Consider the following 13,611-nt stretch of genomic DNA (forward strand, 5'->3'; position numbering starts at 1 on the left):
TGCGCACCGCAATTAAACTAATTGCGGTGCGCAACTTTGTCAATGGTAAATGTTATTTTGCTCGTTAGGAGGCGTATTGAGCCTCCATGTTTAAGCGTGTTGGTGTAAGCAGAACTGTGGTGCTTGGCTATCTGATTTACGCATCCATACTTTCTCGTGAAAGTAGTAAGCTACTGTGTTCAAGCTTGGCTCTAGCATCGCCATGATACCGCCGACAAACGCATCACCTGTTAGTAAGTAAACCACGCTAAACGCAACACTGAAGTGGATAGTGGCAAAGCTTGCGGTTTTTAATTTGGTCATCCACTGACGAGCTTTAAGCGCTGGGACTTTTGCCCATGCCTTTTCATGAAAGTAGAAAGCGACGGTGTTCACTGAAGGCTCAATCATGGCAATTAAACTACCAATTAGAATGTCGCCAGTAAGCACGTAAGCGACACTAAACGCGATTGTAAAATGGAGTGCTGCAAAGGTTAGTGTCTTTTTCATGATAATTACTCAATCGTTGTGTTGTTTCGATAACTCTATTATTGAGAATTATTATCATTAAATCTAATGGGTAGTTAAGATTAGTTTGATAGGTAAAAACTATTAAATAGGAGGGGAAGTAGGAGAGAAGAGCGAATATCGTTGAAAGCTTTCCGAGCGATAAAATGCAAAAAGGGTTGATGCTTTCACATCAACCCTTTGATTCTTTTACTCTAGTCTTTAGCGATTAAAGTGCAGCGATCGTTGTCTTCTGCTCTTCTAGCTTAGCTAGTGTCTCTTTGTAGCCTTCAAGCTTCTCACGCTCTTTAGCAACAACCGCTTCAGGAGCTTTCGCTACGAAGCCTTCGTTACCTAGTTTGCCTTCGATACGCTTGATTTCGCCGTGAGTCTTCTTGATTTCGCCATCTAGACGAGCAAGCTCAGCGTCTTTGTCGATCAGACCCGCCATTGGGATCATTAGCTCAGACTTAGCAACCAATGCTGTTGCACACGCTGGCGTTTCTTCGTCAGCAGCAAGTACGCGTACAGATTCTAGTTTCGCTAGAGACATCAGTACTTGTTTGTTTGCTTCTAGACGCGCTGCGTCTTCTGCGTTTGCTGCTTTCAGCATAACGTCAAGCGGCTTACCTGGGTTGATGTCGTATTCAGCACGTAGGTTACGGATGCTGGTAATGAACGCTTTCACCCATTCAATATCGTCTAGCGCTTCTTGGTTGAAGTTTGCTTCGTCGAATTGAGGCAGTGCTTGCAGCATGATTGTCTCGCCTTCTACACCTTCAACTAGTGGCTTGATGCTTTGCCAGATAGTTTCAGTGATGTAAGGAATCACTGGGTGAGCTAGACGTAGAGTCTTCTCAAGAACCGTGATTAGTGTACGACGAGTGCCACGCTGTTGTGCTTCAGTACCTTTCCATAGAACTGGTTTAGTTAGCTCTAGGTACCAGTCACAGAATTGGTTCCAGATGAATTCGTAAAGCGTGTTAGATGCCATATCTAGACGGAAGTTGTCGATATGGTTGTTGAACGCTTTCGCCGCTAGTTCAAACTGAGACTCGATCCATTTGTCCGCTAGTGAGTATTCAATCTCACCACCGTTGAAGCCACAATCTTGCTCTTCTGTGTTCATCATTACGTAACGGCTTGCGTTCCATAGTTTGTTACAGAAGTTACGGTAACCTTCAAGACGCTTCATATCCCAGTTGATATCGCGACCTGTTGATGCCATTGCTGCAAGAGTGAAACGTAGTGCGTCTGTACCGTATGCTTCGATACCGTTTTCAAACGTCTTGCGAGTGTTCTTCTCGATCTTCTTCGCTAGCTGAGGCTGCATCATGTTGCCACAACGCTTCTCTACTAGAGACTCTAGATCGATACCATCGATCATGTCGATTGGGTCAAGTACGTTACCTTTCGACTTAGACATCTTGTCGCCGTTTTCGTCACGGATTAGACCAGTAACGTAAACCGTCTTAAATGGTACTTGTGGTTTGCCGTTTTCGTCTTTCACGAAGTGCATGGTCATCATGATCATGCGTGCAACCCAGAAGAAGATGATGTCGAAACCAGTCACTAGTACGTCTGAAGGGTGGAATACTTTCAGATCGTCAGTTTGCTCTGGCCAACCTTGAGTACCGAACGTCCATAGTGCAGAAGAGAACCATGTATCCAGTACGTCTTCATCTTGGTGAAGTTCAATAACTGACTCTAGGTTGTTGTTCTTACGAACTTCTTCTTCGTCACGACCTACGTAAACATTACCTTGGTTGTCGTACCAAGCTGGGATGCGGTGACCCCACCATAGCTGACGAGAGATACACCAGTCTTGAACGTCACGCATCCAAGAGAAGTACATGTTTTCGTATTGCTTAGGAACGAATTGGATGTCGCCGTTTTCTACTGCTTCAACCGCTGTTTTCGCTAGAGGCGCAGTACGTACGTACCATTGGTCAGTTAGCATTGGTTCGATAACCACGCCACCACGGTCGCCGTAAGGAACTTGTAGATCGTGATCTTTCACTTCTTCAAGTAGACCTAGCTCGTCGAATTCAGCAACGATAGCTTTACGAGCAGCAAAACGCTCCATACCGTGGTACTTAGCTGGTAGCTCAGTGCTGTAAGCGTCGCTTGCTTCGCCGTTGGTGTTGAATACTTCAGAAGCGTCACGGATGTTCGCGTCGAAAGTCAGAATGTTGATCATTGGTAACTGGTGGCGCTTACCAACTTCGTAGTCGTTGAAGTCGTGCGCAGGTGTGATTTTCACACAGCCAGTACCTTTTTCCATATCTGCGTGCTCATCGCCCACGATTGGGATGCGACGATCAACGATAGGAAGGATGATTTCTTTACCGATAAGATCTTTGTAACGTGGATCTTCTGGGTTAACTGCAACACCAGTATCGCCTAGCATGGTCTCTGGACGAGTCGTTGCAACAACGATGTAGTCTTTGCCATCTGCTGTTTTAACGCCATCTGCTAGTGGGTAGCGGAAGTGCCACATGTTGCCTTTAGTGTCTTTGTTCTCTACTTCTAGATCTGAAATCGCTGTGTGTAGCTTTGGATCCCAGTTAACTAGACGCTTACCGCGGTAGATTAGGTCATCTTCGTATAGACGTACGAACACTTCTTGAACAGCGTTAGATAGACCATCGTCCATCGTAAAGCGCTCACGATCCCAGTCTACAGATGCGCCAAGACGACGAAGCTGCTTAGTGATAGTGCCGCCAGACTCGCCTTTCCATTCCCAGATTTTGTCGATGAAAGCTTCACGACCATAATCGTGTTTTGTTTTGCCTTCTTCTGCAGCGATCTTACGCTCAACAACCATCTGAGTTGCGATACCTGCGTGGTCCGTACCTACTTGCCAAAGAGTGTTTTTACCCTTCATACGTTCACAACGGATAAGCGTATCCATGATCGTATCTTGGAACGCGTGGCCCATGTGTAGGCTACCAGTGACGTTCGGTGGCGGGATCATGATGCTGTATGATTCTTTAGTAGTGTCACCGTGTGGCTTAAAGTAGCCTTTCTCTTCCCAAGTCTGATACAGAGCTTGTTCGATTGAAGTTGGGTTGTATGTCTTTTCCATAGCGCTCTTTTAATGGATACGTTGATGGTTGAATCTAAGTCAATCTTTATAAGTGAACTCTCTGAGTGGAGAGCTTAACTATAAGGATTGACCGTTAAGGATATTGAATTTCGATCGTTTGCAGTTGATAACCTGCCTGACGGTAAATTTTATACCTTTCTCTTGCGAGCTGTTTAGCTTTTTCTTCGCAAGGCACGAAGTCTACCACTTGAGCAAACTTGTTCGCAAAGGTTGTCTCATTTTCCGCCAAATTAATTACCAGCTGACGATTCCAGTTAGGTCTTACACCTTCATGGCCAATTTCAATATTGGTGGCGTATTTCGGTCCTTCGCCTACAAGATTATGTGCCATGAACTTGTCTGCATCAATTTGCCAAAAGGCTTCAGCGAGCTGCTCGGCATGCGGTTTGTCTTGGCAGTTCAGATATACTTTTGCGCCTTGGCGAGCAAAGTGCTGAGCCAAAAAAACAATGTATTCTTCAAAGCCAGCCACCGTTGCTTGTGGGCTCTCTTCGTTAATGATGTAGAAGGTTGCAGTTTGCATCATTCTCTCACTTGCCGTTGGTCTCTTCCTGAAACCATATTAAATCCGATTTTCAATCAAGAAAATCGAGGTAATAAAAAAGGGCCTTGCGGCCCTTTTAGATGTTGTTCAGAAATTACTCTTCTGTCTCTTGGCCGCTGCGGTTCAAAAGGAATTGGACAAGCATTGAGACAGGACGGCCCGTTGAGCCTTTCGCTGCGCCTGATTTCCACGCAGTACCTGCGATATCGACGTGTGCCCAGTTGTACTTTTTAGCAAACTTAGACAGGAAGCAACCCGCAGTGATAGTACCAGCAGGACGACCACCGATGTTTGCCATATCAGCAAATGGGCTCTTCAACTGCTCGTGGTACTCGTCTGCCATTGGTAGACGCCATGCGCGGTCACTTGCTTGCTCAGAAGCGTTAACTAACTCATGAGAAAGAGGGTTGTGGTTAGAGATTACGCCGCTGATATGGTGGCCTAGTGCGATAACACAAGCACCAGTTAGCGTTGCAACATCTACTACGCAGTCTGGTTCGAAACGCTCTACGTAAGTCAGTGCGTCACAAAGAACAAGACGACCTTCCGCATCCGTGTTCAGAACTTCTACAGTTTGACCAGACATGGTTGTTAGGATGTCACCTGGACGGTAAGCGTTGCTGCCCGGCATGTTTTCACAGCCTGCTAGAACACCAATAACGTTGATTGGTAGGTTTAGCTTCGCTAGCGCTTTCATTGTACCGAATACAGACGCAGCACCACACATGTCGTACTTCATCTCATCCATACCTTCACCAGGTTTTAGAGAGATACCGCCTGAATCGAACGTCAGACCTTTACCGACAAGTACGATAGGTTTTGCTTCTGACTCTGGGTTACCTTTGTATTCGATAATCGACATCATTGATTCGTTCTTCGAACCACGACCTACTGCTAGGTAAGATGTCATGCCCAGTTTTTCCATCTCTTGCTCACCAATGATCTTGGTGGTTACGGTTTCGTAATCGTCAGCAAGGCGACGTGCTTGAGAAGCAAGGTACGCTGGGTTTGCGATGTTTGGTGGCATGTTGCCAAGATCTTTTGATGCTTTCACACCAGATGCGATAGCTAGACCGTGAGTGATTGCTTTCTCACCTAGGTTTAGTTCACGACGCGTTGGTACGTTGAATACTAGCTTACGCAGTGGACGACGAGTTTCTGGCTTAACGCTCTTGAACTGATCGAATGTGTAAAGACCATCTTTAGTCGCTTCTACTGCCTGGCGAACTTTCCAGTAAGTGTCACGACCCTTAACGTGAAGTTCAGTTAGGAAACATACTGCTTCCATAGAACCTGTTTCGTTAAGTGTGCTGATCGTCTTTTGAATGATTTCCTTGTACTGGCGCTCGCCTAGCTCACGTTCTTTACCACAACCTACAAGTAGAACGCGCTCTGACAAAACACCTGGTACTTGATGCAGTAGCAGCATCTGACCAGGTTTACCCTCTAGATCACCACGGCGAAGTAGTGAACTGATGTAACCGTCACTGATTTTATCAAGTTGTTCGGCTACTGGAGAAAGGCGACGTGGTTCAAACACACCAACAACGATACATGCGCTACGTTGTTTCTCTGGACTGCCACTTTTAACACTGAACTCCATGCGTACTCCTACATCCTGAAGACAAATTGCTCTAAATGTTAGATAATGATCGCTTACTTGTTGAATTTAAGCTCAGGTCTTACCAACAGAGCTGATTTAAGCGCTAACATCTAGTTTATAATTTTTAAAAAAATAAATGGTTCAACGGGAAACTATAGTGATTCGACCAAAAAAACAAGTTTTGTATAGGTAATTTCAGCGTGATTATTGTTAGATATTTGATCCGCGAAACACTCAAGAGCCAATTTGCGATTTTCTTCGTGCTTTTTTTGGTGTTTTTGAGCCAGAAGTTTATCAGTGTTCTTGCTGACGCTTCGGACGGGGATATTCCTGCTGGATTAATTTTCTCAATTGTTGGTTTAAACATGCCAGCAATGGGGCTATTAATGCTGCCATTGAGTTTGTACATCGGCATATTGATCACGTTTGGTCGTTTATATGCAGAAAGTGAAATCGTGGTGATGAACGCAACAGGTATTGGGAATAAATTCCTAGTACAAGCGGCGTTGTACTTGGCGATCATTACTTCTGGTGTTGCGGCGTTTAACGCATTATGGCTATCACCTTGGTCGCAAGATCGCGTAGAACAGCTTTATGAACAAGTCGCTGCCGAAAACAGCGTGGATCTACTTAAGAAAGGTCAGTTCCAAGGCACGCCAGATGGTTCTTCAGTTGTTTTCATTGATGACATTAAAGACAGCACGTTGAGTAACGTGTTTGTAGCACAGATGCGCCCACGTGATTCTATTTTGCCTAGCGTGATGTTCTCTTCTTCTGGTGAAGTGAAAGAATTGTCGGATGGCCGTCAGATCATCACCATGCATGAGGGGACGCGTTATGAAGGTGTGCCGACTCGTGTTGAGTACATGGTGACTAAGTTTGATCAGTACGAAGGTGTGATTGGCCAGCGTGAGGTGAAGCAGAAAGGACGCGACTGGGAAGCATACCCAACGGCGGACTTGATTGGCCATCCAGATCCTGAAGCGCAAGCTGAGCTGCAATGGCGTATCTCATTGTTCGTATGTATTCCACTATTAACGATGCTGGTTATTCCTTTATCCGCAGTGAACCCACGTCAGGGGCGTTTCGCTAAAATGGGACCAGCCATCTTGATTTACCTAGCGTACTTCCTTGCAATCAGTGCAACGAAATCTGCGTTAGAGGATGGTGCGATTCCTGCTGCCATTGGTATGTGGCCAATCAATGCAATGTTGTTGATAGTGGCTATCTTGGCAAACATGATGGACAGCGTTCCTGTTCGACGAATGAAAGACAAATTCCGCAAGAAGAGGCTCGCGTAAGCTGTGTTTAAACTCTTAGACCTTTACATCGGTAGAACGATCATCTCTACCACTGCCTTGGTTCTGGCGACCTTCGTTGGCTTGTCGGGCATCATCAAATACGTAGAGCAGCTGCGTAAAGTCGGCCGTGGTGCTTATGACTTAATGCATGCACTTTACTTTGTACTATTGAGTATTCCTCGCGACATCGAAATGTTCTTCCCAATGGCAGCGCTACTGGGTGCCTTAATTGGCTTGGGCATGCTGGCGTCAAGCTCTGAGCTTGTGGTAATGCAAGCAGCAGGTTTCTCTAAGTTGGACATCGGCTTATCGGTGCTTAAAACGGCCGTACCATTGATGCTTATCGTTATGACCTTGGGTCAGTGGGGCGCACCAGAAGCTCAAAAGATGGCACGTGATTTACGTGCGTTTGCTTTGTCTGGCGGTAGTATTGTCTCCGTTCGGGCTGGGGTATGGGCTCGTGATGCCAATGACTTCATTTTTATCGGTAAAGTAGAAGACGACAAACTCTACGGCTTGAACATGTGGCGTTTCGATGAAGATAAGAACTTAGACAAAGTTATCTTCGCAGAAGAAGTCGACTACCAACAAGATAACAATTGGTTGATGCGTTATGTGCAAATCACCGATATGGAAAATGAAAATGTCATTACCAAGCGCGATTTAGAGCAGATGGAATGGCACACCTCATTAGCGCCAGATAAGCTGGCGGTGGTAACGGTGAAACCAGAAGAGCTTTCTTTAAGTGGCTTGTATGACTATGTGACCTACTTGAAAGCCTCGGAACAAGATGCTTCACGTTATGAACTGGCATTTTGGCGCAAGCTATCTCAACCGCTCTCTATCGCGGTAATGATGCTGATGGCGTTGTCGTTTGTTTTCGGTCCATTGCGTAGTGTAACCATGGGCGCAAGAGTCCTTTCGGGTGTGGTCGCGGGCTTTACTTTCTACATATCCAGTGAGTTCTTTGGACCTCTTACTTTGGTATACGGCATTCCACCAGTGTTCGGTGCCTTGGCCCCTAGCTTGGTGTTCTTAGCTATTGCGGTATCCTTGCTAAGAAGAAAACTGTAGGTTTTCAAAATAGATAAACATGAAAAAAGGAAGGCACTGCGCCTTCCTTTTTCTATTCTGCTTACGTAGTTTCGCTATTTTGCTTTCGGCAAGACAACGACTTCAGTTTTTGCCCAGATGTCGTGGAAGCCACGTTTTTGTGGGTCGATTGGCACAGTTAAGTTAGCCAAACCAAAGCCCGACGTACCCAAACGAATTAACGCCTGAGTGACCGTAATTGGTGCACCATCCTTACTGTTACGAATTTGCATTTTCCAAGCTCGCATCCCTAAGGTTTGCCCTGCTCGAGTCCAGAAGAAGACAAAGAAATATACCCAGACTGCCGCCAAGTAGAATGTAAATAGTGGGCTTAGTACAGGATGTTTTCCTAGCATGTCAGCTGCATCCGTATATTCCCCGTAGCTCAGCAATCCTGCTGCATTCAGCGCAAAGACGATTGCCATTACAACACCTGCAGCCATCATTTCAATCGCCAATATAATCAGCGTGTCGTAGAACAACGCCGCTAATCGACGAAAGAAGCCCGCTGGTGGAAGAGTTGTAGAAGTCGTCATAGTTCCATCACTTACCTTTAAAATTGTGCGTCAGGATATAGATTCCGCTTGTTGGTGAAAAGAGAGCTAACGCACAGAGTCTCGAATTACGAATAAATCACCGCAGCAGAAGACACTTTATATTCATCCTTCCACTTAACAAAGCTATCCAGTTCAAACTTCGCGCCACCCAGCCTGTGAAATAATCAAACATACGGTACCTTGCTGAGTTAACGAAATTACGAATGACGTGATAGAGGTACAAGATGATCGTAATTACTGGCGCGAGTAGTGGCTTAGGTGCGCAGCTAGCTAAGTTGTATGATGCTCAAGGCGAAGAAACACTGTTAACCGGACGCAGTGAAGAGAAGTTGGCGACTTTTGCTCAGCATCTCTCCAATAAAGCGCAAACACGTAGTTGTGATTTGGTGGATACATCCCAAGTCGAGAATTTGTTTGATGAGCTGCCTAAAGCGCCTTCTACGCTGATTCACTGTGCGGGAAGTGGGTATTTTGGTTTATTAGCTGAGCAAGACCCGCAAGAGATTCAAAAGCTGATTGAAAATAACCTCACTTCGGCGATTAATATTCTTCGAGAGTTGGTCAAACGTTATCAAGAGCAGCCAGTAAATGTTGTGATGGTGATGTCGACAGCAGCACAGCAGCCTAAGGCGCAAGAATCGACCTACTGCGCGGTGAAGTGGGCTGTTAAAGGTTTGATTGAATCCGTTCGTATGGAATTAAAAGGCAAACCAATGAAAATTATCGCTGTGTATCCTGGAGGTATGGCGACGGAATTTTGGGAGACGAGCGGTAAGTCTTTAGACACCAGTAGCTTTATGAGTGCAGGTGATGCAGCGCGGATGATTCATGGTGCGCTTTCTAATATTGGTAATGGTTACGTTTCGGATATTACCGTTAATCGTTTATAGGGCTAAAGGGGAGGCCTTGTTACCAAGTTAGATGGCAGACCGAACTGTGATGAGCTCTCCTTTGTCACACTTTGTGGCGAAATTATCAGCAAACGATAGTTATTTAAGGTTTTTCTGCTTGCGCAGGTCAAAAGCTTACGTATAATGCCAACCATCAAAGGGCAATAGCCCAGAGATGCCGGTGTGGTGAAATTGGTATACACGACGGATTCAAAAAAAGTTTTAAATCAAGTCGTTATAATCAAAAATAAAAACATCATCACCAAGCATTGCCAGTAAGTCGCTAACTAAAGCGGCTTTTTTTATGTCTGCAATAAACCACCTTCATACTGAGCTATGGTACATACATGGTTCATCTACTGCTTATCAAGTCCCTCATCTAAGCCAAGTAAAGCAACGACGTTACGACGCTAAAGCCTTTCAATTCCAGTATCTTCAAGCCTGATGTATCCCAAGAACCATGGTCAAAGCATGGTGACTTTACGGTAGAATGAGATTTTCTATCTCACTCTACGTACAATCCGTGATAACAAATTTAGTTTGGATGGTGGGAAGGTAAGTATTGTTAATACAAAGAAAACAAAACCCGTATTACTGAGGGTATCGCTCACTGATATGGAGGTTTCATTGAAAAACATCTCCCAAAATAGAGACACTTCTTTGTTAAATGCTAGGCTGTAATGTTGCTCTCCCAACATTAAAGCTACGGCTAGATATAGGTATAAGTACCAATTGTTTTCTCTTCCTGTCGACAGGTATTTATTCGATGTCGCATGGCATAGGTATACACCTAGTAAGCTTATTGAAATGTATAGCCACAAGATCACTCTTTACCTTCCTTAAAGTATGGAGAGCCAGCTCCACATACAGTGTTGATGTTTCCTATAGTTTCACCCAATAAACCATGAGCTTATTCTTCTCTCTTTATTGCTGAGTGAAAAGCTTCGGCAGAAATCTTAACTTGGAGCGTGGTAAGGTCAGAATAGTCAAAATCATGAAAATCGTTGCACTATACCTGTAGGTATCAGTGAAATAACTGTCGGTTGTTTTGATGAAAAACAACCAAGGGTCAATAAACTCTTTGTTAAACATGATGTTGTAGTGCTGTCCACCAAAATTACCTAAAATAAAAAGATAGCATACAAAGTATATTATTTTATTTTTTATCGAGTATAGCTCTGAAAAATAGTGACACAGTACGACGCCTATAAGGCTTAGCAATGTATATTCCCATAACTGCATTATTCTTTTTCCTCAAAATATGGGGCTACAGCACCTTGAGCAGTGAAGTAGTTCGCGGAAAACTCGACGCCTAGCGCTCCTTTACTCATTGACCTCCAACCTTTTGCGTAGTCACGCTTTGCATAATTAAATAGCATTAACTGCTTGGAGTCTGGTGCGTTTGTCCATGTTTGTACTACCTTTTTCTTGTTTGCTAAACCGTAGGCACTTGTTGCTAAGTCAACAGTAGCAAATGCAGCATCGGCATCTCGTTCTGACAATCCTATGTGCTTAGCTGCGATCCTATAACCCTTTCTCACAAAACCCGAACCATTCCCGTATTCACCTGTATAACGTCCGTTCCAGTTTTGATCAATGTTACCAGCAATATTGTAGGAGTTTTCAAATAAGTTATTGGCACCGTGTGCCATCATTGGCGCTCCAACTCCACCACACCACGACGCTCCCACAATAGAAAAAACTGAACTGGTAACGCAAAGACCGTACCCTGCTGAAAGTTGTCCTGCACCAGCAACAATCCCGATACTGTATTTCCCTAGTTCATAGGCTTGATCTATCAAGCTTTGTCTTTCTTGTCTGACAAGCTTTACTACTCTGTCCTTGACGATGATCCCACCGTCATAATCTCGTAACAAACATTTACCTAGAAAGCGATACTCTTCCCTAAAGTGATGTTGAAGTAGCGGATCGTTAAGGTGGCTCATACTGTACATGTTTGCCTGACGTATTAAACCTTTAACAGCTTGACGTACTTCGTCATCTTCCAAATCTTTGTAAGAGTTGATCATTGTGAAAACTGCTCCTTGAACTCAGATAGAGGTTGCAGCCAAGTTGTAAAAGCAGATGTGTTAGCGCCGACATGTCGCCAAGCAATATCCCTGTATGCAATTTCCACCGTTTCCTGCATCTCGGCATCATTGAAATCAATTAGGTGTGGCATATGAGTAGAAACAGAACGAATGAGAGCGCCGGAGAGTTTGATCTCGTAGAAAAATTCATTCCTGCCGTTTCCGTTCTGACGGTAAAACTTTAATGTACATTTCAGTTCTTCCCCATCAGAACAAGCTTGAGCGAGAATTGGTGAAGATTTATCGACCTTTTTAACTATTTGAATAGGTCTATGAATTGAGCGTTGGTCGTACCCAACAGTATGAGAGTAGGACAAAATGGTTATTTCATCTTCATGTCCTGTTTGAAAACTGTTTCCCATTGAGTTTAGTGTGTTACAGCCCATAGATAGACTACCTTTCGATACGCTTTCAATAGACAGATATGCTTGAGTGGTCATTGCCTTTTTTCCTCGAAGTTCAGACGCCGATAACGTAGCAACAAGATGTAAATACATCATCTTGCATACTGATGATATTTATAGGTAAATTGACTAACTTTATGAAAGTGTGAGTGCACATCTCATTTTTTGTGTGAACAGCTAATGTCAGAGAAAGCCCATCCCCTAATTAAAGGTTTATCCCGTAATAAACCACCCTTGAAGCACATATTAACTTCCTGAATAGCCCAAGACATTCAGGAGGTTAAATGAGCAAATTACAACGTCTCACCACTGCATTTCTAAACAATCTCAAGCCTAACCTTGCTAACGCTAAATCCACTGATTACGAAGTTAACTTGTCTGCTATGAAAGATAGCGGATTACCAACAGGCGTTCGTTGCCTCGTCGGTAAGTCAGGTAACAAGCGTTTCCTTTTGCGATACACCAGTCCCGTTACAGGTAAGAAAGCTTCCATCGGGCTTGGTAAACATCCTGAAACAGACATACTGACCTTGAGGAAGGTCGCTAAAGAATATCGGCAACAAATTCTTGAGGGTATTGATCCGAAGATTGAGCGTGATACTGAAAAGGTCGATTCTTCTATGACCCTTGAACGATTCTTCAATGAGGTTTATTTGCCGTTAGCCAAGCAAAAACGATCTTGGAAAGATGAAGTCGCAAGGTTTCGTCATGCTAAATCAATCCATCATGTTTCCATCCATGACCTGACCGCTGCCCATATCATTAAGATCCAAATGGAAATGCAGGAGGCGATCAGTAAAACCACTGGTAAGCCTTATGCCGTAGCTTCAATCAATCGAGTCTTGGCACTATTGAAAACGATCAATCGCCAAGCTTACAAGTTGATGGATGCACCATTGGTTGCGGACAAGGTGAGCTTGATGAAAGAAGACAACGTTCGCACTGGTTATTTTACCGAAGTGCAGCTGAAAGAGTTCATAGGTCATGCTCTCAATCATGAAGATAAAAGTATTAGTGCGTACCTAATTGTTCTGTTTTTGACCGGATTACGCGATAAGGAGCTCCGACTCCGTTTAAAATCCGATATCAATTGGGAGGAGAAAACGCTCACTATTCCCCATACGAAAAATGGTAGTAGTCACGTTATTTACTTGAGTGATTACATGATTGAGATTTTAAGAACGGTGCCTCATGTGGCAAATAATCCGTATCTCTTTCCTGGACGCAAAAAAGGAAAACCAGTAGGACAACCTAGGCATGCTTTCAAGGCTATCAAAGCCAAGATGGGACTGCCTGACATACCCGGTGATAAAGCGAATCTAACCCTACACAGTGCTCGTCATACTGTTGGGAGTTTGTTAGCTAGCCAAGGCGTCTCGTTACACGACATAGCCAAGCAATTGAATCACGCTGACCTTTCATCAACAAGGCGTTACTCGAAGTTGACTGTAGGGCGTAGGAGGGAGATTGGCTCTCGATTGTCGGATATGGTGACTGCGAAACCTGAGATACATTGGGAATGAACAAGTTAGGTT

11 protein-coding genes are annotated in these 13,611 nt (G+C 44.3%); 4 read left to right on the forward strand and 7 right to left on the reverse strand.

Features of this window, described 5'->3' with window-relative positions; all coding sequences use genetic code 11:
• Positions 1 to 90: 90 nt before the first annotated feature.
• The 4 genes from ACLIIY_RS00395 to pepA all read right to left on the reverse strand — a co-directional run bounded on the left by ACLIIY_RS00395 (position 91) and on the right by pepA (position 5,742).
• Positions 91 to 489 (reverse strand): DUF2061 domain-containing protein, encoded by a 399-nt coding sequence (locus ACLIIY_RS00395; RefSeq protein WP_005441986.1) that lies wholly within the window; start codon positions 487 to 489, stop codon positions 91 to 93.
• 226 nt (positions 490 to 715) lie between these two features.
• Positions 716 to 3,574: a valine--tRNA ligase gene (locus tag ACLIIY_RS00400; protein WP_005432830.1), complete on the reverse strand. Its 2,859-nt coding sequence runs from the start codon at positions 3,572 to 3,574 to the stop codon at positions 716 to 718.
• Between the two features lie 94 nt (positions 3,575 to 3,668).
• Positions 3,669 to 4,118: a DNA polymerase III subunit chi gene (locus ACLIIY_RS00405; protein ID WP_042606442.1), complete on the reverse strand. Its 450-nt coding sequence runs from the start codon at positions 4,116 to 4,118 to the stop codon at positions 3,669 to 3,671.
• A 115-nt stretch (positions 4,119 to 4,233) separates the two neighbouring features.
• Complete coding sequence (gene pepA / locus ACLIIY_RS00410) at positions 4,234 to 5,742, reverse strand: leucyl aminopeptidase (RefSeq protein ID WP_005432840.1); 1,509 nt, start codon at positions 5,740 to 5,742, stop codon at positions 4,234 to 4,236.
• A gap of 200 nt (positions 5,743 to 5,942) precedes the next feature.
• Here pepA and lptF point away from each other — a divergent pair, with 200 nt between their 5' ends.
• Complete coding sequence (lptF, locus tag ACLIIY_RS00415; RefSeq protein ID WP_009707625.1) at positions 5,943 to 7,043, forward strand: LPS export ABC transporter permease LptF; 1,101 nt, start codon at positions 5,943 to 5,945, stop codon at positions 7,041 to 7,043.
• A gap of 3 nt (positions 7,044 to 7,046) precedes the next feature.
• Positions 7,047 to 8,117 carry an LPS export ABC transporter permease LptG gene (gene lptG, locus ACLIIY_RS00420; protein ID WP_005441983.1) on the forward strand — a complete coding sequence of 357 codons (1,071 nt, stop codon included), beginning with the start codon at positions 7,047 to 7,049 and terminating at the stop codon, positions 8,115 to 8,117.
• Between the two features lie 74 nt (positions 8,118 to 8,191).
• On the opposite strand, the gene ACLIIY_RS00425 is transcribed toward lptG, so the two are convergent.
• Positions 8,192 to 8,671, reverse strand: a complete 480-nt coding sequence (locus ACLIIY_RS00425) for an RDD family protein (protein WP_434527980.1) — start codon at positions 8,669 to 8,671, stop codon at positions 8,192 to 8,194.
• Between the two features lie 245 nt (positions 8,672 to 8,916).
• Between ACLIIY_RS00425 and ACLIIY_RS00430 the strand changes: the two genes are divergently transcribed.
• Complete coding sequence (locus ACLIIY_RS00430) at positions 8,917 to 9,582, forward strand: SDR family NAD(P)-dependent oxidoreductase (RefSeq protein ID WP_434527981.1); 666 nt, start codon at positions 8,917 to 8,919, stop codon at positions 9,580 to 9,582.
• A 1,241-nt stretch (positions 9,583 to 10,823) separates the two neighbouring features.
• Here the strand turns inward: ACLIIY_RS00430 and ACLIIY_RS00435 are convergent.
• Entirely contained in the window at positions 10,824 to 11,612 is a 789-nt protein-coding gene (locus ACLIIY_RS00435; protein WP_102591092.1) for a DUF4225 domain-containing protein, read from the reverse strand.
• Positions 11,609 to 12,112 carry an Hcp family type VI secretion system effector gene (locus ACLIIY_RS00440; protein WP_102591093.1) on the reverse strand — a complete coding sequence of 168 codons (504 nt, stop codon included), beginning with the start codon at positions 12,110 to 12,112 and terminating at the stop codon, positions 11,609 to 11,611. The genes ACLIIY_RS00435 and ACLIIY_RS00440 overlap by 4 nt, the downstream gene beginning before the upstream one ends.
• A gap of 248 nt (positions 12,113 to 12,360) precedes the next feature.
• Here ACLIIY_RS00440 and ACLIIY_RS00445 point away from each other — a divergent pair, with 248 nt between their 5' ends.
• Positions 12,361 to 13,599, forward strand: a complete 1,239-nt coding sequence (locus ACLIIY_RS00445; RefSeq protein ID WP_102591094.1) for a tyrosine-type recombinase/integrase — start codon at positions 12,361 to 12,363, stop codon at positions 13,597 to 13,599.
• Positions 13,600 to 13,611 lie beyond the last annotated feature (12 nt).

It is taken from the genome of Vibrio sp. K4, assembly GCF_051122595.1.
Taxonomy (GTDB): domain Bacteria; phylum Pseudomonadota; class Gammaproteobacteria; order Enterobacterales; family Vibrionaceae; genus Vibrio; species Vibrio owensii.